This window comes from Vibrio sp. J2-4 (assembly GCF_021728155.1).
Taxonomy (GTDB): Bacteria; Pseudomonadota; Gammaproteobacteria; order Enterobacterales; family Vibrionaceae; genus Vibrio; species Vibrio diabolicus.
This window is the reverse complement of sequence record NZ_JAKKCN010000002.1, coordinates 876005-894552: the sequence shown is the minus strand read 5'-3', so window position 1 is coordinate 894552 and position 18548 is coordinate 876005. Positions and strand designations below refer to the sequence as shown.

The following is an 18548-nucleotide window of genomic DNA, read 5'->3' as shown; positions in this document are numbered from 1 at the left end:
TCCTTATTGTTTCAATGCTTGGAAAATAATTTCTGCTAAAGAGTGACTTATTCCCGGTACTTTGGCGATTTCTTCGACACTTGCACGTTTAAGTTCTTGTAGCCCACCCATGTACTTGAGTAACGCCTGACGTCGTTTAGGGCCGATTCCCTCAATCCCTTCAAGTGCACTAGTACGTCTGGTTTTACCTCGCTTAGCACGATGCCCCGCTATAGCATGGTTATGGCTTTCATCACGAATATGTTGAATAAGATGCAGCGCTGGAGCATCGCTTGGTAAATGAAACTCGTCCCCATCGACTGTAATCAGCGTTTCTAAGCCTGGTTTGCGAGTGACCCCTTTCGCAATACCAATCATGATGGGACGCTTTGGCCAATCACCCCAATATTGCGAAATAATATCATGCGCACGATTTAACTGACCTTTACCACCATCGATAAAGATGATGTCGGGAATTGTCTCTACGTCCAATTGCTTTGAATAACGGCGCTCCAACGCTTGTCCCATTGCAGCGTAATCGTCACCACCAGTAATCCCAGTGATGTTATAGCGACGATACTCCTGCTTAACGGGGCCTTCATTGTTGAACACCACACACGATGCAATCGTACTTTCCCCCATAGTATGGGAGATATCAAAACACTCCATTCGAGCTATAGACTCCAACTTCAATGTTTCGCGAAGCGCATGAAAACGCTGATTAATCGTCATCTTGTGATTGATTTTGGTGGTAATCGCCGTTAGTGCATTCGTGTTCGAAAGCTTGAGATACCTTGCTCGAGAGCCAGTTGGCGAGGTATGGAAATGAACCTTACGACCTGCAACTTCACTTAACGCTTTCTGTATTGGCGCGATATTTTCTGCCAACTCTTGATTCAAAATAATACGAGAAGGAATCGTGCGTGCTTCATTATGGCTCAAATAGTATTGAGTCAGAAAACTATCGAACACTTCCTGCTGGCTTGTATTTTGTGGGATTTTCGGAAAATGGCTACGGCTACCAAGCACTTTGCCTTGGCGTATCATCAGGATATGGATACACGCGATACCATTCTTCTGAGCAAACCCGAGTACATCCATATCATCCATGCTGTCTTCTGAGACGTACTGCTGCTCTTGAACACGTCTAATCGCTTGAATTTGATCGCGGAATTTAGCGGCATCTTCAAAGCGCAATTGCTGACTGGCAACTTCCATTTTCTCGATCAGTTGTTTGAGTACTTGCTGGTCTTTGCCTTGCAAAAACATGCGCACAAAGCCAACCAACTCTGCGTATTCTTCATCAGAAATGATGGTATCAACGCATGGCCCTGCACAACGGCCAATTTGGTACATCAAACATGGGCGCGTTCGGTTGGAATAGACAGTGTCTTCACACTGGCGCACAGGAAATATCTTTTGCAGCAAATGCAATGTTTCTCTTACTGCACCAGAATCTGGGTAGGGGCCAAAATATTCACCTTTGCGCTTCTTGGCGCCACGGTGGATAGAAAGCCGTGGGTGCTTATGACCGCTAATAAAGATATAAGGGTAAGACTTATCATCTCGCAGCAAAACATTGTATTTCGGTAAATACTGCTTGATGTAGTTATGCTCTAAGATGAGCGCTTCTGTCTCAGTGTGAGTCACTGTGACGTCTATTTTTGCGATATTACTGACAAGCGCGCGAGTTTTCTCACTGTCTACTTTTTTTCGAAAGTAGCTTGAAAGGCGCTTTTTTAGATCTTTGGCTTTACCTACGTAGATTACAACAGCTTCGGCGTTGTACATTCTGTAAACGCCGGGCTGATGAGTTACTGTCTTGAGAAAGGAAGCCGAATCGAAGGGAGGATTCACACTAAAGGGTCTCGGTGTCGAGCATTCCGTGGCGAATCGCTAAGTGAGTTAACTCAACGTCACCATTAATGTCCAATTTACTAAAGAGTCGGTAGCGATAGCTGTTGACTGTCTTTGGACTTAAATTAAGTTGCTCAGAAATATCCGTTACCTTTTGGCCTTTGGTGATCATAAGCATGATCTGCAATTCACGTTCGGATAAGTCTTTAAAAGGGTTCTCAGAGGCTGGAGAAAATTGACTCAATGCCATCTGCTGCGCAATCTCTGGTGAGATGTAACGCTGCCCACTATTAACGACACGAATCGCATTCACCATTTCATCAGGGCCAGCACCTTTGGTTAAATAACCAGACGCACCTGCCTGCATCACCTTGGTTGGAAACGGGTTTTCTGTATGAACGGTAAGTACGATGATTTTCACATCAGGATTCACGCGAAGAATTTTTTTAGTGGCTTCCAAGCCACCAATTCCTGGCATATTCATGTCCATTAAAACGACGTCAGCATGATTACTGCGACACCATTTTACTGCATCTTCACCGCTGTCAGCTTCTCCTGCTACGTTCATTCCACGGACGTCTTCAATAATACGTCGTATCCCTGTGCGAACCAGCTCGTGATCATCTACAAGGAAAACATTTATCAAACTTGTATCTCCACACTTTGTATTGGTTCTGCACCCACATAACCATTATTTGTTAAATGTGGATATCAGTATGACTGCCTATATACTAACGTAATCGACAAAAAATTGCTTTCTATGAATATGTGCTGAAACGCAAACTTTAGCAAGAACTTATTCATAAACCACTCTATTATTTTAGAGCGTGATGAGCAGAACCGAAATCTAAGAAAAGACAATTAACAACATTAAGTACAATAAATCAAGTAACTAGGTTTCATATTGCCCAGAGAAACACGCTATAACTTAAAATGACACTATCCCTCTTGCACCAAAGGCTAACTTGTAATCACTAATTCCAGCAAAAATTTGAACCGTTTTCTTTACTGGTTATTTTTACAGTTCTTAATGTTAAACTAGCGTTCTTCAAGTTTTCTAAGGTTTCTCACATTTGAATATCCAACAAGGCTTTCTGCTTACTCGACAGGCACGAGACATCAAAGGTCAAACTCAAATCGAGCTGTGGCTTTCGACAGAAGCAGGTCCTACTCAGTTAATTATTAATGGTGAGAAGCCAGTATTTTTCATCGCTCAGAAACACTCAGAGCAAGCAAAAACACTCGCGCGAGAAAAAAACATACCCGTCGACATCCGCCTTTTGGATCTCAAAACGTTTGAACATACGCCTCTTTCTGCATGCTATACCAACGTAACCAGAGACGCTCTCACACTTAAAGACACGTTCGCTCAAAATGATATCACCACTTACGAAAGTGATATTCGCCTCGCCGATCGCTACCTCATGGAGCGTTTTATTAAAGGCAGTATTGAGTTTACAGGCAATGTGACTCGTACCAATGGCTACCAACGCGTCCAGAACGCAAAATGCCGTACGGGGCAATATGAGCCGAAGTTAAACGTTGTCTCGTTAGATCTAGAATGCTCTGAGAAAGGCATTCTTTACTCCATCGGATTAGACAGCCTCATGGATTCCCGCGTTATCATGATCGGAGAACCAGAACCTTCGGATACACCAATACAATGGGTCCAGGATGAAAAGGCGCTTCTAGAAGCACTCATCGATTGGTTTAAAAAATTCGACCCCGATGTCATTGTCGGTTGGAATGTCATTGATTTTGACTTTCGTCTGTTACACAAACGAGCAGAATGGCACAACATGAAACTCATGCTTGGCAGAGCAGACCAAGCCAGTTTTTTCAGAAGCTCATTTCAAAGCCAACAAGGGTTTATTTCCATTCCCGGGCGAGTTGTAATGGACGGTATCGATACGTTAAAAACGGCGACTTATCACTTTCGGTCTTGGTCATTAGAGTCTGTATCTCAAGAACTCTTGGGGGAAGGTAAAGAAATCCACAACGTTCATGACCGTATGGATGAGATCAATCGTATGTACCGCTCCGACAAACCATCGCTGGCTAAATATAACTTACAAGACTGCGTGTTGGTGAACAAGATTTTCAATCACACTCACCTGCTCGACTTTGCAATTGAACGCTCTCGCCTCACTGGTGTAGAACTGGATCGTGTCGGTGGCTCGGTAGCGGCATTCACTAATTTATACATGCCGCAAATACACCGCGCAGGCTATGTTGCCCCGAACCTACACCCAGAAAATTGGATTGCGAGCCCCGGCGGTTACGTGATGGACTCCATCCCTAACCTATATGATTCCGTTTTAGTGTTGGACTTTAAGAGTCTATACCCATCGATTATTCGCTCTTTCTTGATTGATCCTATGGGTTTGGTTGAGGGGTTATTACTCGATATTGGTAAAGAAGATGATAAAGCAGTACCTGGCTTTCGCGGTGGACAGTTCCATCGTACGAAACACTTTTTACCAGAAATGATTGAAAAGCTTTGGGCAGCACGTGATGTTGCAAAGAAGAACAATGAAAAAGCTTTTTCTCAGGCAATCAAAATCATCATGAACTCGTTTTATGGCGTACTGGGGTCATCGGGATGTCGTTTCTTTGATACTCGGTTAGCTTCTAGTATTACCATGCGCGGACATGAAATCATGAAGCAAACTAAGGTGCTGATTGAGGAGCAAGGCTATCAAGTGATTTACGGCGATACGGATTCCACATTCGTGTCGTTGAATCGACCATACAGTCAAGTAGAAGCTGACGCTGTTGGAAATCAATTAGTTGATTACATCAACTCTTGGTGGCAAGAACACCTGCGTTCTGAGTACAACCTAACATCTATGTTGGAAATCGAGTATGAAACCCATTATCGCAGATTCCTTATGCCAACGATTCGTGGCGCAGAAACTGGCTCGAAAAAGCGCTATGCGGGTTTAATCGGTGAAGGAGAGCAAGAACGGATTGTATTTAAAGGGTTAGAAAGTGCCCGTACTGATTGGACCTCGTTAGCACAGAAATTTCAAAATACACTCTATAGCATGATTTTCCATGGTGAAGATCCAAGCGACTATGTCCGAGAGATGGTTGAGAAAACTAACAACGGTGAATTTGATGAACAGTTGGTGTATCAAAAGCGACTGCGCAGAAAACTGCATGAGTATCAGAAGAACGTCCCGCCACAAGTGCGTGCAGCTCGTTTAGCGGATGAGATAAATGCCAAGCTTGGACGCCCATTACAGTATCAAAACAAAGGACGAATTGAATACATTATAACCGTGAACGGTCCTGAACCTTATGAGTACTTCAATAGTCCGATTGATTATCAACATTACATTGATAAACAACTCAAACCCGTTGCAGATGCGATTCTCCCTTTCATTGGGACGGATTTTGACAGGCTTTCAGCACCACAAATGGGGTTGTTTTAACCGATACGAAACTCTGTTTTCTGGTACTGTTTGACTAACCAATCACCAAACGCATCAATTAGCCCGATAACAGAACGCTTGGGAATACCCCGGCCAGAAAGTAAAATTTCTAGCCGCTCGATCTCAAGCTGCTTTTCAGGATGATAAGTTAAGAATACCTTGCCACATTGTATAGGGTCATCAAACCAACGTTTATCTCGATACATCACCAAAGAGTATGACGCTCTTAGTAACTTTTTAGCAATCACGCGCTGGGCGGCCACCTGCTCTTCTATCGTCTTCGCTTGTACGATTTTTTTGCGATACACCGTAATCCAATCTTCCACATCCATATTCCAGTGCTTAGCAATTTCCCAACTTGGGACGTAATCACCAAAACAGTCTGCTAGATCATCACCATAAACACAGACACAGCAATGCTTAAGCATAAAGCCCCAAGTGAAAATACTATCTAAATTAGCTACTTCGCTCACTAAGGCTGTACGGACCGATACACCATTAACTTGAGGGTAACTCTGCTGCGCACGCCACTTAATTGTGTTGAGCAAAGTCGCGCGATTGTGCTCAAAGGATGATTGAGTAACGACAACCAGGTCTAAGTTCGACCTCCCAGCGACCGCTGTTTTGCGAGCGACGCTACCATACACATAAACGCTGTGTAAGTTTTGCCCCAGTCCACCTTTGAGACAAGCGGTGACTTCTCTAATTAAAGGCGCAAACTCTGGTTGAAATGGTTGTTTAGGATCGATAACAGGCAGAGACATGACTTAAAACGTGTTCTCAGATGGTTCAAGAAGTTGGACTATATGTTCTCTTAGCCGACTCACTGAATCAAGTCCATTCAGGTGTTTAGTCATGGGAGTAACAACAAATTTCTGCAATGAATTTTAATGCTAGGCGGCTAACTTAGCGCTATAATCACCGAGTTTTGCTTAATAAGTATGAATAGGAATATACAATGCCAAAGGCAAGTGAAATCAAAAAAGGCTTCGCAATCGAGTCTAATGGTAAAACTCTTCTAGTTAAAGACATCGAAGTAACGACTCCTGGCGGTCGTGGCGGCGCTAAAATCTACAAAATGCGTTGTACAGATCTAAACACGGGCGCACGTGTAGATGAGCGTTACAAGTCTGATGACGTTGTTGAAACGGTAGAAATGAACAAACGTGCAGTTGTGTACTCATACGCTGACGGCGATGAGCACATCTTCATGGATAACGAAGACTACTCACAATACACATTCAAGCACAATGAAGTTGAAGACGACATGCTGTTCATCAACGAAGATACACAAGGTATCCACATTATTCTTGTTAACGGTGCTGCTGTGGGTATTGAACTACCATCTTCTGTTGAGCTAGTGATTGAAGAAACTGACCCTTCAATCAAAGGTGCTTCTGCATCTGCTCGTACTAAACCAGCACGCTTCGCTTCAGGTCTTGTCATCCAGGTTCCTGAGTACATTGCAACTGGTGACCGTGTTATCATTAACACAGCTGAACGTAAATACATGAGCCGAGCATAAGCATGTCTGATTTGATTTCTTACGACGACGTCATCGACGCAGCGTACGACATTTTCCTTGAAATGGCTCCAGATAATCTAGAGCCTGCTGACGTGATTCTGTTTACTGCGCAATTTGAAGATCGTGGTGCCGCAGAACTTGTTGAAACTGGTGATGACTGGGTTGAACATGTTGGCTTCGAGATCGACAAAGAAGTATATGCAGAGGTTCGTATCGGCCTAGTAAATGAGGAAAATGACGTTCTTGATGACGTATTTGCTCGTATGCTAATCAGCCGAGACCCTGAACATAAGTTCTGCCATATGCTTTGGAAACGCGATTAACGTTTCTTCATCATGAACAAAAATACCAGCCTAGTGCTGGTATTTTTTATCTGTTGTTTTTGTTTAGCTGAGATATTTTTTTATCCAAAGTCCCCTGCTCTATATCGGCTTTAGATCCTTTTGTTATGTAACAGATAAGAAAAAGGCTTGCCGAATTGGCAAGCCTTTCTGATGTTTTGCTATCGATTAACGATGCTTGTTACGTGCGCCTTGGTCACCAGCAGTCTTCTTCGGCTTACGACGAGAAGGGTTGTTACTGCGACCTTTTGGCGTGTTAACACGCTCTTCATGGCGCTTAACTGCGCGACGAATTTTTTGGCTGCGTGCACGCTCACGTTTGCGTGACGTGTTGTCTTTGTTCAGATCAAGCATGGTTTCTTTTTCTGGACGAAGCTCTACAAGCTCACGCAAGTAGTTTACTTCTTTCAGGTCAAGCTCCATCCAACCGCCACGCGGCAGTTTCTTGTCTAAGAAAATGTCGCCGTAACGAACACGTTTCAGACGACTAACGGTACACTCTTGCGATTCCCATAGTCGACGAACTTCGCGGTTACGACCTTCGTTGATAACAACGTAAAACGTGTGGTTCATGCCTTCACCACCCGCGTAAACAACATCTTCGAAGCGAGCTAAACCGTCTTCCAGTTCAACACCTTTTACTAGATTACGAACTTTCTGTTCAGTTACTTCACCGAACACACGTACTAGGTATTCACGTTCAACTTGGCGGCTTGGGTGCATTAAGCGGTTCGCCAGTTCACCATCCGTTGTGAAAAGCAGAAGACCAGAAGTGTTCGCATCCAGACGACCAACTGAAATCCAACGAGAGCCACGAATTTTTGGCAGACGATCAAAAACAGTACGACGACCTTCTGGATCGTGACGAGTACACAGTTCACCTTCAGGTTTGTAGTACGCAAGTACACGACAAATCACTTCTTCTTGAATCTTTGCAGAGACAATGTGACCATCGATACGAACTACGCTGCTCTCGTCTTCAAGTCTTTCACCAAGCTTAGCGACTACACCGTTCACGCTAACGCGACCAGATTTAATTAACGATTCAATCTCACGACGAGAACCGTGACCAGCACGTGCTAATACTTTTTGTAACTTTTCGCTCATTTATCTACCTATGTGTCGTCTTCACAGACGTCTAGACCAGGATTGGTCTGTATTTTGCTAATTACCCATTTCAGTGGGATTTTTCGGTCCGACATTATACGTAACTTTCTCAGTTAATGTAAGCTAAATCGGCGCCATTCTCCACACCAAAAATTCACTTTAAAACATCGAAAATATTTACTCTATTCTGCAACTTTTTTCCTACTTAATGCTGATATTGCCAAGCGAGAATCCCACTAATATCGGTCTTCTCGAGCCACTTTAGCCGTGCAGTACCTGATAAAATTGTCAGGGTTACAACGATAACCACTTGGGGTGTGTTTACTGTTCGTGTTGCTTTAAAGGCAACGAAGAATAAACAGTCCCAGTTTGCTGCTAAGTAATACCAATCATCGTGGATAAATGAGCACTCATAGCAAGACAAGAAACATCGGTAAGTCACTATTTACTATTAAAAATGACACTAACGTTATCGTGTATTTTAACTAGCTAGATTGGCTCTGCATTTTCGGCGATTGGCATAAATCAGACAAAAAGGAATAGAACAATGTCTATGCTAAATCTAGACCTAAATTGGATTTTTGGGACATCTCAAGATGACAATATGACCGGTACAAAAGGGTCTGAAACAACCGATATTTTCTTCGGCTTCTGTGGTGATGATAAGTTCGTAGGATACGGAGGAAATGATGTTGTCTTCGGGGGCTGGGGAGACGATACCTTGCTCGGTGGCCGAGGGAACGACTTTGTTTCTGGCGGCTTTGGCAACGACTTCCTATCGGGCGGATTAGGAAATGACAAGCTCTTTGGTGGTTGTGGCGATGATACAATTTTTGATTACTCAGGCAACAACTACTTGAGTGGGGGTTGGGGTAACGACACGCTCGTCGTTGGCGATGGTGAATCAGTACTGAGCGGCGGCTGTGGAGACGACACTTTCGTGCTTACAAACCGCCTGGCTATTGGTGTACCGGATCAACCTGTATCCTCCAACGATATTGATATTAAAGCCGATATTGTCGATTTTAATATTTTTCATGACAAACTTGTCTTCGATATGGGCAGAGACACCGACAATGATGGCATTCGAGATACGTTTTTGGATTCAGCGGATGATCTGACTTTATCTTATAATGAGTGTGGCTGGGCAGTATTCTCTAGTGATGAATACAATGTCGAAGTAACATTAAACGGCGTGAGCTCTGCATACATCAACTATGCTGAACAAAATGGTATCGACATTTTCGATTTCGCTTAATCTCAATCAGCGAAGTTCGCTGAGATACGCAATAATAAGAAACTAAAATAGGAGGCGCGATGCCTCCTATTTTGTTTGACGGTGGTGTACGTCTATTAATCGAATTATTCGAATGGTGCCGGGTCACCTGATCCCAAACGCACCACAACAGGTTCACCTTCGCTAAAGTCAATGACGGTCGTAGGTTGTTCACCTAAGTAACCGCCATTAAGAATCACATCAACCGCATGTTCTAGTTTATCGCGAATATCTTCCGGATCAGACTCTGTTACGTCACTGCCAGGTAGGATCAACGACGTAGACATCATCGGTTCACCTAATGCTTCCAACAAATCCAAGGCAATTTGATTGTCTGGAACACGGATACCGATGGTCTTACGTTTTGCATTCATCAAACGACGCGGCACTTCTTTCGTGCCTTTGAAGATGAAGGTGTAAGGACCTGGTGTGTTGTTTTTCAGTAGTCGGAATGCAGAGTTATCTACTCGCGCATATAGAGAAAGCTCCGACAAATCACGACACAATAAAGTAAAGTTATGCTTATCATCCAGACGACGGATCTGACAGATTCGTTCCAGTGCCTGTTTGTTCTCCAACTGACAGCCAAGTGCGTACCCTGAATCGGTAGGGTACACCACAACGCCGCCGTTACGAATGATTGCTACTGCTTGATTAATCAAGCGAGCCTGTGGGTTTTCTGGGTGAACGTAAAAAAACTGGCTCATTGTAATTCCTCATTATCGAGCCTCTCGGCTCTATATTCTTATGTGGAGCTTGAATGCCGCCTTGTTGTGTTTTATCAAGTGACTTCAAGATTCAAAGTGTTGTTCAGTTCCAACGACAAGGAAAGCCACATTAATACCCAATATACACTTTCCAGTTATTTGATGCTGAAACCCACGCTTTGAGGTTACTTTGATATATCCAACGAAGGATCAATACCCCAATCTTTCCAAACTGGTTCGACGCCTGCGGGCAACCAAAGGTTCCTTCCTAGCTCCATCCAAGGGGATGGGTAGTGAAAATCACTGCCTTGAGACGCTAATAGTTTGTATTGTATAGCATAATCAGCCAAGTTGCGCCTTTCTTGTTGCGCTTGCTGCGGCTGTGCAACTTCCATCGCATCGCCGTTTGCTTCTACAAACGCTGCTAGAAGACGCTTAATCCACTTCGCTGTCAACTTATATCTTCCAGGATGCGCTAATACCGCCAAACCACCAGCAGCATGGATAGCATCAACCGCATCTTTCATCGAGCACCAATTCGGTGGTACATAACCTGGGTTATTACGCGTTAGGTATTTTTTAAACACCATTTGCATGGTTTTTGCGTAACCATTATCCACCAACCATTTCGCGAAGTGCGCTCTCGTAACAGGCGCATCACCGGCGATCTGCCTTACTTCTTCGAGCACACCTTCCCGAGTTGCTTTTTGTAGTCGCTCTGCAATCAACTCTGACCTTGTTATGCGGTGCTGCTTCTGCTGCTCGATGAGGGCGGATAATTGTTCATTTTCCGGATCGATATTCAAACCGACAATATGAATGTCTTTGTTTTGCCAGACAGTCGATATCTCAATGCCGTTGATGATTTTGATCGGCAAATTATTGTCTTGAACGTGTTGCTTGGCTAACGCCAAGCCGTCAACCGTATCGTGATCAGTGATCGCCAAAACCTCGATATCAAAACTCAGCGCCCTTTCCACTAAATCTTTAGGCTCTAACCGACCGTCCGATGCAGTGGTGTGACTATGTAAATCAATTCTCATATTTTTATCGTTTTAATGCTGTTTTGGGGTTGACTTTTTACTCTCGCACTAGTTAACTAGTGCACAAATACAAAGTACGTAATTTAAGGTTCACCATGTTACAAGAATTTAACCAAAACCAAAAAGCGAAAGTTGCGGTTTGTCTTAATAAGACAAACTCATCAGATCTTGCTTGGTGGCGCACTTGGACTAGTTCTTGGTGGGCAAACGTATACTTCTAGTTTATAGAACCAAACGTTGTAAAGCCCGCTACTTAAGCGGGCTTTTTTGTTTTGTTGCTCATTTCACATTCAACTGCCTAAACATTAATCGAATATGGCTAACTCTAGATTGGGAGAACGTTTGCTTTATGCGACTATGTACGGCAGGAAGATTTAGACAGCTACAAGGAGGTCTTGTGAATAAGGCCATAGAAATCAAGAAACTTGGATGCCTAGAAGTATTAAAGACTTCGGTTCCTTACACTCAAGACCCAACACGTTTGTTCCATACCATTTGTGAGAACAAAAGAGATAGCTTGCTTCTCGAATCCGCTGAAATTGATTCGAAACAGAATCTAAAATCACTTTTAATCGTAGATTCAGCGGTGCGCATCGTTTGTTACGGCCACACTGTAAACATGCAGGCGTTAACCAACAACGGTAAAAACCTACTGTCTCACCTAAACCAGAACATCCGTGGTGACGTTGAAAGTAAGTTCGATGGCGAAACGCTGACTTTGGAGTTTAGCCAGCCATGCGACACGTTAGATGAAGATTCTCGCCTACGTGAAGCCTCTTCTTTCGATGCGCTACGTTTGGTTCAGCATAGTTTTGAGATTTCACAGCAAGACAAACACGCTATTTTCCTTGGTGGTCTGTTTGCCTACGACTTAGTCGCAAACTTCGAGCCGCTTGGTAATGCAGAAGCAACCAATCAATGTCCAGATTACGTTTTCTACGTCGCGGAAACACTACTTGTTGTCGACCATCAAACGGAATCTTGCCAGCTTCAAGCGACGTTGTTTGTTGACGGTTCAGAGAAAACAGCGTTAGAGACTCGTATTGCAGAAATCTGTGCACAATGCGCAGCGCCAAAACTGCTGCCAAATGCAGAGCAAATAACAGATGTAACGGTAGAGCCTAGCGTGTCTGATGCAGACTTCTGCCAAACTGTTCGCGACTTAAAAGAGTTCGTAGTGAAAGGCGATGTGTTCCAAGTTGTACCATCTCGCCGATTCACTCTACCTTGCCCTTCTCCACTCGCGGCTTACAAAGAACTGAAACAAAGTAACCCAAGCCCTTACATGTTCTACATACAAGATGAGCTGTTCACTTTGTTTGGCGCATCACCAGAAAGCGCGCTTAAGTACGAAACCGACACCAACCAAATTGAAATCTACCCAATTGCAGGCACACGTCGCCGTGGTAAACGCCCGAATGGAGAGATCGATTTCGACCTAGATAGCCGCATCGAACTTGAACTGCGCACCGACATGAAAGAAAACGCAGAACACATGATGTTGGTTGACTTAGCACGTAACGACGTCGCTCGTATTGCTCAAGCTGGCACTCGCCACGTAGCAGACCTACTAAAAGTCGACCGCTACAGCCACGTAATGCACTTAGTATCTCGTGTGGTTGGTCAACTGCGTGAAGACCTAGACGCCCTGCACGCATACCAAGCTTGTATGAACATGGGCACGCTCACTGGCGCACCAAAGATTCGTGCAATGCAGTTGATTCGCGATGTAGAAGGCGCACGACGCGGTAGCTACGGCGGTGCTGTGGGTTACCTTACCGGCGAAGGTACACTCGACACATGTATCGTAATTCGCTCAGCTTACGTTGAGAACGGCATTGCTCAAGTTCAAGCAGGCGCAGGCGTTGTGTTCGACTCTGACCCACAAGCGGAAGCAGACGAAACGCGCGGTAAAGCACAAGCGGTAATCTCTGCTATTCAAGCAGCGCATTCTCAACCTACGAACAAGGAGTAGCAGACATGGCGAACATCGTATTCATCGATAACTTTGACTCGTTCACCTACAACCTTGTGGATCAATTCCGCTCGCTAGGTCACTCAGTCAAGATTTACCGAAACAACATCCCAGCAGAAACCATCGAACAAGCGGTAAACGAGCTTGAAAACCCAGTGGTTCTGCTATCGCCAGGCCCTGGTGCACCGTCAGAGGCAGGCTCAATGCCAGAACTTATCCTACGCATGAAAGGCAAAGTTCCGATGATCGGTATTTGTCTTGGTCACCAAGCGATTGTTGAAGCGTACGGCGGCACCGTCGCTGGCGCGGGTGAAATCATTCACGGTAAGGTCTCTATGATGGAGCACCAAAACCATGCGATTTACCAAAACCTACCATCACCACTTGCGATTGCACGCTACCACTCGCTGGTTGCGACCAAGATTCCTGAGAGTCTAACCATCACGGCAGAAGTGGATGACTTGGTGATGTCTGTTGTACATGAAGAAGATAAAGTTTGCGGGTTCCAGTTCCACCCGGAATCTATTATGACGACCTACGGAGCGACACTGTTGGCCAATGCCATTGAATGGGCACTTGAAGAACAAACTTCAGCGAATCCACTCACTGCTTAAAAAGCACTTGGCACATAAGAAATTTAGGAGAGGAAATATGGAAGCAATCATCAACCCTATTATTACCAAACTGTACGAGCAAGAATCGCTTACTCAGGAAGAGAGCCAACAGCTATTCGACATCATTATCCGTGGAGAACTAGACCCAATTTTAATGGCGTCAGCACTGACTGCACTAAAAATCAAAGGCGAGACACCGGATGAAATTGCGGGTGCGGCAAAAGCACTGCTGGCAAACGCAAACCCATTTCCTCGCCCAGATTACGATTTCGCAGATATCGTAGGTACCGGCGGTGACGGCCACAACACCATCAATATCTCAACCACTGCGGCGTTTGTTGCTGCAGCATGTGGTCTAAAAGTAGCAAAACACGGCAACCGCAGCGTTTCAAGCAAATCGGGGTCTTCTGACCTTCTTGATTCATTTGGTATCAACCTAGCTATGAGCGCAGAAGATACACGCAAAGCGGTCGACGATATCGGTGTTGCTTTCCTATTTGCACCTCAATACCACGGTGGTGTGCGTCATGCGATGCCAGTGCGTCAAACCATGAAAACACGCACCATCTTTAACATTCTTGGCCCACTGATTAACCCTGCTCGTCCTAACATCGAATTGATGGGCGTTTATAGTGAAAAACTGGTTCGTCCTATCGCAGAAACCATGCTACAAATGGGTATGAAGCGCGCCGCTGTAGTACACGGCAGTGGCTTGGATGAAGTGGCGATTCACGGTGAAACAACCGTTGCCGAAATCAAAGACGGTAAGATCACAGAATACAAACTAACGCCTGCAGACTTCGGTTTAGATGCGCACCCGCTAGAAGCGATCAAAGGCGGTGATCCTGAAGAAAACAAAGCGATTATTACCAATATCCTGACGGGTAAAGGTACAGACGCACAATTGGGCGCAGTGGCGGTGAACGTTGCTCTGCTAATGCGTCTATTCGGCCACGAAGATTTAAAAGCCAACACGCAACAAGCGATTGAGGCAATGAATTCAGGCAAGGCGTACCAATTGGTACAACAACTTGCCGCACACGCTTAAGGAATTGAAGAAGATGACTGACTTCAACACTCAGCAAGCTGACAACCTGTCTGAACACGTTTCTAAGAAAGAAGCAGAAATGGCAGAAGTACTGGCAAAAATTGTCCGCGACAAATATCAGTGGGTAGCAGACCGTAAGGTGTCTCAACCGCTAAGCACCTTTCAGTCTGATTTGCTGCCATCGGACCGCAGCTTCTACGATGCACTGAGTGGCGAAAAGACAGCATTCATCACCGAATGTAAGAAGGCGTCTCCTTCCAAAGGTTTGATTCGTGATCACTTCGACTTGGATTACATTGCATCGGTTTACAACAACCATGCTGATGCAATTTCAGTATTAACAGACGAGAAATACTTCCAAGGTAACTTTGACTTTCTTCCTCAAGTGCGTGGTCAAGTCAAACAGCCAGTTCTGTGCAAAGACTTCATGGTAGATACCTACCAAGTTTACCTAGCGCGTCATTACAGTGCTGATGCTGTCTTGCTAATGCTGTCTGTCCTCAATGATGAAGAGTACAAAGCCCTAGAAGAAGCAGCACACAGCCTGAACATGGGCATTCTGACCGAAGTCAGCAACGAAGACGAGCTTCATCGTGCCGTTAATCTAGGAGCACGCGTTATCGGCATCAATAACCGTAACTTGCGCGACCTAAGTACCGATTTGAATCGTACTAAAGAACTGGCACCGACAATTCGCGAACTGGCTCCTAACGCAACAGTAATCTCAGAATCTGGCATTTATACGCATCAACAAGTTCGTGATTTAGCGAAATACGCAGACGGCTTCTTGATTGGTAGTTCACTGATGGCGGAAGACAACTTAGAACTTGCTGTACGTAAAGTGACGTTGGGTGAAAACAAAGTGTGTGGCTTAACGCACCCAGATGACGCAGCAAAAGCATATCAAGCTGGCGCGGTATTTGGTGGCCTGATTTTTGTCGAGAAGTCGAAGCGTGCGGTTGACCTTGAAGGTGCGCGCTTAACCATGAGCGGTGCTCCACTGAATTACGTTGGCGTTTTCCAAAATCACGATATCGATTTTGTTGCTTCAGTCGCAACCTCTTTGGGTTTAAAAGCAGTTCAGCTGCACGGTCAAGAAGACCAAGCTTACGTAAACCAACTCAAAGCCGAACTGCCAACAACAGTAGAAATTTGGAAAGCTTATGGCGTGACTGATGCCAAGCCAGAACTGCTTGTAGACCACATTGACCGCCATCTATTAGATGCGCAAGTTGGCACTCAAACTGGCGGAACTGGTCAAGTGTTCGACTGGTCACTGATCGGTGACCCAAGTCAAATTATGCTAGCGGGCGGACTGTCGCCAGAAAATGCTCAACAAGCAGCGACACTAGGTTGCTTGGGATTAGATTTAAACTCTGGTGTAGAAAGCGCGCCAGGCAAAAAAGATTCACAGAAGTTGCTCGCGGCCTTCACCGCCATTCGCAACTACTAAAGCTGGACATCAGCTAAAAAATTTAAAGCTATTCGTAGCGAAAAATACGAGAAGGAATATAACGATGGCAAAACTGAATGCCTACTTTGGCGAATACGGCGGTCAGTACGTTCCGCAAATTCTAGTTCCAGCACTGGAGCAATTAGAGCAAGCGTTTATCGACGCGCAAGAAGATCCAGAATTCCGCAGTGAGTTCATGACGCTTCTTCAAGAGTATGCGGGCCGCCCAACGGCTTTAACTCTAACTCGTAACCTAACTAAAGGTACGAAAACCAAACTGTACCTAAAACGTGAAGACCTGCTTCACGGTGGCGCACACAAGACCAACCAAGTGTTAGGTCAAGCTCTGCTTGCGAAACGCATGGGTAAAAACGAAATCATCGCAGAAACCGGCGCAGGTCAACACGGCGTAGCAACCGCACTAGCGTGTGCACTACTTGGCCTTAAGTGTCGCGTTTACATGGGAGCAAAAGACGTTGAGCGTCAGAGCCCAAACGTATTCCGTATGAAGCTAATGGGCGCGGAAGTCATTCCGGTTCACTCAGGTTCAGCGACACTAAAAGACGCATGTAACGAAGCGCTGCGCGACTGGTCTGCAACTTATGAAGATGCGCACTACCTACTAGGTACAGCAGCTGGTCCTCACCCATTCCCAACCATCGTGCGTGATTTCCAACGAATGATCGGTGAAGAAACTAAGAATCAGATTTTGGCACGTGAAGGTCGTCTTCCTGATGCAGTTATCGCGTGTGTGGGCGGTGGTTCAAACGCTATCGGTATGTTTGCTGACTTCATCGAAGAAGAAAGCGTTCGCCTAATTGGTGTTGAGCCAGCAGGTAAAGGTATCGATACAGACCAACACGGTGCACCACTTAAACATGGCAAAACGGGCATCTTCTTTGGTATGAAAGCGCCATTGATGCAAGATCCTAACGGCCAAGTTGAGGAGTCTTACTCTGTATCTGCGGGTCTTGATTTCCCTTCAGTTGGTCCACAGCACGCACACCTAAACGCAATTGGCCGTGCAGAATACGACAACGTAACTGACGACGAAGCGCTCGAGGCATTCCAAGAATTGGCTCGCAGCGAAGGGATCATCCCAGCTCTAGAGTCTTCTCACGCTCTAGCTCATGCATTGCGCATGGCTCGTGAGAATCCTGAGAAAGAACAACTATTGGTCGTAAACCTATCTGGTCGTGGTGACAAAGACATCTTCACCGTACACGCCATCCTAGAAGAAAAAGGAGTGATTTAATGAGCCGTTATGAGAAGATGTTTGCGCGCCTAAACGAAAAAAACCAAGGCGCATTTGTACCGTTCGTAACGGTTTGCGATCCAGACGCAGAACAATCTTACAAGATCATGGAAACCCTTATTGAGTCTGGCGCAGACGCCCTTGAACTTGGTATTCCATTTTCAGATCCGCTTGCAGATGGCCCAACCATCCAAGGCGCTAACATTCGTGCGCTAGATTCAGGCGCTACACCAGATATCTGCTTTGAACAAATTGGTAAGATTCGTGCTAAACACCCAGATCTGCCTATTGGCCTTCTGATGTACGCGAACCTAGTTTACTCACGCGGTGTCGAAAACTTCTACGAGCGCTGTGCAAAAGCAGGCATCGATTCTGTTCTGATTGCAGACGTACCAACCAACGAAAGTGCAGAGTTTGTTGCAGCAGCAGAGAAGTTTGGTATTCACCCAATCTTCATCGCACCGCCAACGGCAAGTGACGAAACACTGAAGCAAGTATCAGAACTGGGTGGTGGCTACACTTACTTGCTTTCTCGTGCTGGCGTGACAGGCGCAGAGACAAAAGCAAATATGCCAGTTGGTCACATGTTAGATAGATTAAACCAGTTCGATGCACCACCAGCGCTGCTTGGCTTCGGTATTTCTGAACCAGCACAGGTGAAACAAGCAATAGAGTCTGGCGCAGCAGGGGCCATCTCCGGCTCAGCTGTGGTGAAAATCATTGAAGCGAATGTCGAGCAGCCACAAATTATGCTCGATAAACTTGGTGATTTTGTGTCAGCGATGAAAGCTGCCACTCAGAAATAATTTCCATTTGATGTAACGCTATAGCGCCCGCTTAACATTCTGTTTAGCGGGCGTTTTCTTGTATGGCGTTTATACCATATCATTTTTTATTCAACGCCCGCACTTTCCAAACCAATCTAAAGCAG

General features: G+C 45.2%; 17 protein-coding genes and 1 other annotated feature. Of the genes, 11 read left to right on the top strand and 6 right to left on the bottom strand.

Annotated features, from left to right (window positions below):
• Positions 1-3: 3 nt before the first annotated feature.
• Positions 4-1836: an excinuclease ABC subunit UvrC gene (gene uvrC / locus L3V32_RS09480; protein ID WP_237284179.1), complete on the bottom strand. Its 1833-nt coding sequence runs from the start codon at positions 1834-1836 to the stop codon at positions 4-6.
• 1 nt (position 1837) lies between these two features.
• Complete coding sequence (gene uvrY / locus L3V32_RS09475) at positions 1838-2482, bottom strand: UvrY/SirA/GacA family response regulator transcription factor (protein WP_005386783.1); 645 nt, start codon at positions 2480-2482, stop codon at positions 1838-1840.
• Between the two features lie 427 nt (positions 2483-2909).
• Here uvrY and L3V32_RS09470 point away from each other — a divergent pair, with 427 nt between their 5' ends.
• Positions 2910-5273, top strand: a complete 2364-nt coding sequence (locus L3V32_RS09470; RefSeq protein WP_237284178.1) for a DNA polymerase II — start codon at positions 2910-2912, stop codon at positions 5271-5273.
• On the opposite strand, the gene L3V32_RS09465 is transcribed toward L3V32_RS09470, so the two are convergent.
• Positions 5270-6037, bottom strand: a complete 768-nt coding sequence (locus tag L3V32_RS09465) for a hypothetical protein (RefSeq protein ID WP_012841624.1) — start codon at positions 6035-6037, stop codon at positions 5270-5272. The genes L3V32_RS09470 and L3V32_RS09465 overlap by 4 nt on opposite strands.
• A gap of 194 nt (positions 6038-6231) precedes the next feature.
• Here L3V32_RS09465 and yeiP point away from each other — a divergent pair, with 194 nt between their 5' ends.
• Positions 6232-6798: an elongation factor P-like protein YeiP gene (gene yeiP, locus L3V32_RS09460; protein ID WP_005376801.1), complete on the top strand. Its 567-nt coding sequence runs from the start codon at positions 6232-6234 to the stop codon at positions 6796-6798.
• Between the two features lie 2 nt (positions 6799-6800).
• Complete coding sequence (locus L3V32_RS09455; RefSeq protein ID WP_005376800.1) at positions 6801-7121, top strand: HI1450 family dsDNA-mimic protein; 321 nt, start codon at positions 6801-6803, stop codon at positions 7119-7121.
• 186 nt (positions 7122-7307) lie between these two features.
• On the opposite strand, the gene rluB is transcribed toward L3V32_RS09455, so the two are convergent.
• Complete coding sequence (rluB, locus tag L3V32_RS09450) at positions 7308-8246, bottom strand: 23S rRNA pseudouridine(2605) synthase RluB (RefSeq protein ID WP_005376798.1); 939 nt, start codon at positions 8244-8246, stop codon at positions 7308-7310.
• A 547-nt stretch (positions 8247-8793) separates the two neighbouring features.
• Here rluB and L3V32_RS09445 point away from each other — a divergent pair.
• The gene (locus L3V32_RS09445) at positions 8794-9504 is read left to right on the top strand and encodes a calcium-binding protein (RefSeq protein ID WP_047009985.1); all 711 of its coding nucleotides are present in this window, start codon (positions 8794-8796) and stop codon (positions 9502-9504) included.
• A gap of 104 nt (positions 9505-9608) precedes the next feature.
• On the opposite strand, the gene L3V32_RS09440 is transcribed toward L3V32_RS09445, so the two are convergent.
• Positions 9609-10229 (bottom strand): L-threonylcarbamoyladenylate synthase, encoded by a 621-nt coding sequence (locus L3V32_RS09440; protein ID WP_005376791.1) that lies wholly within the window; start codon positions 10227-10229, stop codon positions 9609-9611.
• 185 nt (positions 10230-10414) lie between these two features.
• Positions 10415-11272, bottom strand: coding sequence for a PHP domain-containing protein (locus L3V32_RS09435; protein ID WP_005394817.1), 858 nt, complete (start codon positions 11270-11272; stop codon positions 10415-10417).
• A 95-nt stretch (positions 11273-11367) separates the two neighbouring features.
• Here L3V32_RS09435 and L3V32_RS09430 point away from each other — a divergent pair, with 95 nt between their 5' ends.
• The 7 genes from L3V32_RS09430 (at position 11368) to trpA (ending at position 18423) form a co-directional block, all read left to right on the top strand.
• Complete coding sequence (locus L3V32_RS09430) at positions 11368-11493, top strand: trp operon leader peptide (protein ID WP_005394819.1); 126 nt, start codon at positions 11368-11370, stop codon at positions 11491-11493.
• Positions 11440-11543, top strand: a sequence feature (Trp leader region). Its footprint overlaps the gene before it by 54 nt.
• Positions 11544-11669: 126 nt before the next feature.
• Positions 11670-13247, top strand: a complete 1578-nt coding sequence (locus L3V32_RS09425) for an anthranilate synthase component 1 (RefSeq protein WP_237284177.1) — start codon at positions 11670-11672, stop codon at positions 13245-13247.
• A gap of 5 nt (positions 13248-13252) precedes the next feature.
• Entirely contained in the window at positions 13253-13861 is a 609-nt protein-coding gene (locus L3V32_RS09420) for an aminodeoxychorismate/anthranilate synthase component II (protein WP_046874475.1), read from the top strand.
• A 37-nt stretch (positions 13862-13898) separates the two neighbouring features.
• Positions 13899-14909, top strand: coding sequence for an anthranilate phosphoribosyltransferase (gene trpD / locus L3V32_RS09415; RefSeq protein WP_152811983.1), 1011 nt, complete (start codon positions 13899-13901; stop codon positions 14907-14909).
• Between the two features lie 13 nt (positions 14910-14922).
• The gene (trpCF, locus tag L3V32_RS09410; protein WP_047009989.1) at positions 14923-16362 is read left to right on the top strand and encodes a bifunctional indole-3-glycerol-phosphate synthase TrpC/phosphoribosylanthranilate isomerase TrpF; all 1440 of its coding nucleotides are present in this window, start codon (positions 14923-14925) and stop codon (positions 16360-16362) included.
• A 64-nt stretch (positions 16363-16426) separates the two neighbouring features.
• Positions 16427-17617 carry a tryptophan synthase subunit beta gene (trpB, locus tag L3V32_RS09405; protein WP_005394827.1) on the top strand — a complete coding sequence of 397 codons (1191 nt, stop codon included), beginning with the start codon at positions 16427-16429 and terminating at the stop codon, positions 17615-17617.
• Positions 17617-18423 carry a tryptophan synthase subunit alpha gene (gene trpA / locus L3V32_RS09400; protein ID WP_237284176.1) on the top strand — a complete coding sequence of 269 codons (807 nt, stop codon included), beginning with the start codon at positions 17617-17619 and terminating at the stop codon, positions 18421-18423. Before trpB ends, trpA begins: the two co-directional genes overlap by 1 nt.
• Positions 18424-18548: the final 125 nt, after the last annotated feature.

Excerpts from the sequence above, each read along its gene's own strand:
- L3V32_RS09465 (WP_012841624.1), bottom strand. The coding sequence starts at position 6,037 with ATGTCTCTGCCTGTTATCGATCCTAAACAACCATTTCAACCAGAGTTT.
- yeiP (WP_005376801.1), top strand. The coding sequence starts at position 6,232 with ATGCCAAAGGCAAGTGAAATCAAAAAAGGCTTCGCAATCGAGTCTAAT.
- L3V32_RS09455 (WP_005376800.1), top strand. The coding sequence starts at position 6,801 with ATGTCTGATTTGATTTCTTACGACGACGTCATCGACGCAGCGTACGAC.
- rluB (WP_005376798.1), bottom strand. The coding sequence starts at position 8,246 with ATGAGCGAAAAGTTACAAAAAGTATTAGCACGTGCTGGTCACGGTTCT.
- L3V32_RS09445 (WP_047009985.1), top strand. The coding sequence starts at position 8,794 with ATGTCTATGCTAAATCTAGACCTAAATTGGATTTTTGGGACATCTCAA.
- L3V32_RS09440 (WP_005376791.1), bottom strand. The coding sequence starts at position 10,229 with ATGAGCCAGTTTTTTTACGTTCACCCAGAAAACCCACAGGCTCGCTTG.
- L3V32_RS09435 (WP_005394817.1), bottom strand. The coding sequence starts at position 11,272 with ATGAGAATTGATTTACATAGTCACACCACTGCATCGGACGGTCGGTTA.
- L3V32_RS09430 (WP_005394819.1), top strand. The coding sequence starts at position 11,368 with ATGTTACAAGAATTTAACCAAAACCAAAAAGCGAAAGTTGCGGTTTGT.
- L3V32_RS09420 (WP_046874475.1), top strand. The coding sequence starts at position 13,253 with ATGGCGAACATCGTATTCATCGATAACTTTGACTCGTTCACCTACAAC.
- trpD (WP_152811983.1), top strand. The coding sequence starts at position 13,899 with ATGGAAGCAATCATCAACCCTATTATTACCAAACTGTACGAGCAAGAA.
- trpCF (WP_047009989.1), top strand. The coding sequence starts at position 14,923 with ATGACTGACTTCAACACTCAGCAAGCTGACAACCTGTCTGAACACGTT.
- trpB (WP_005394827.1), top strand. The coding sequence starts at position 16,427 with ATGGCAAAACTGAATGCCTACTTTGGCGAATACGGCGGTCAGTACGTT.
- trpA (WP_237284176.1), top strand. The coding sequence starts at position 17,617 with ATGAGCCGTTATGAGAAGATGTTTGCGCGCCTAAACGAAAAAAACCAA.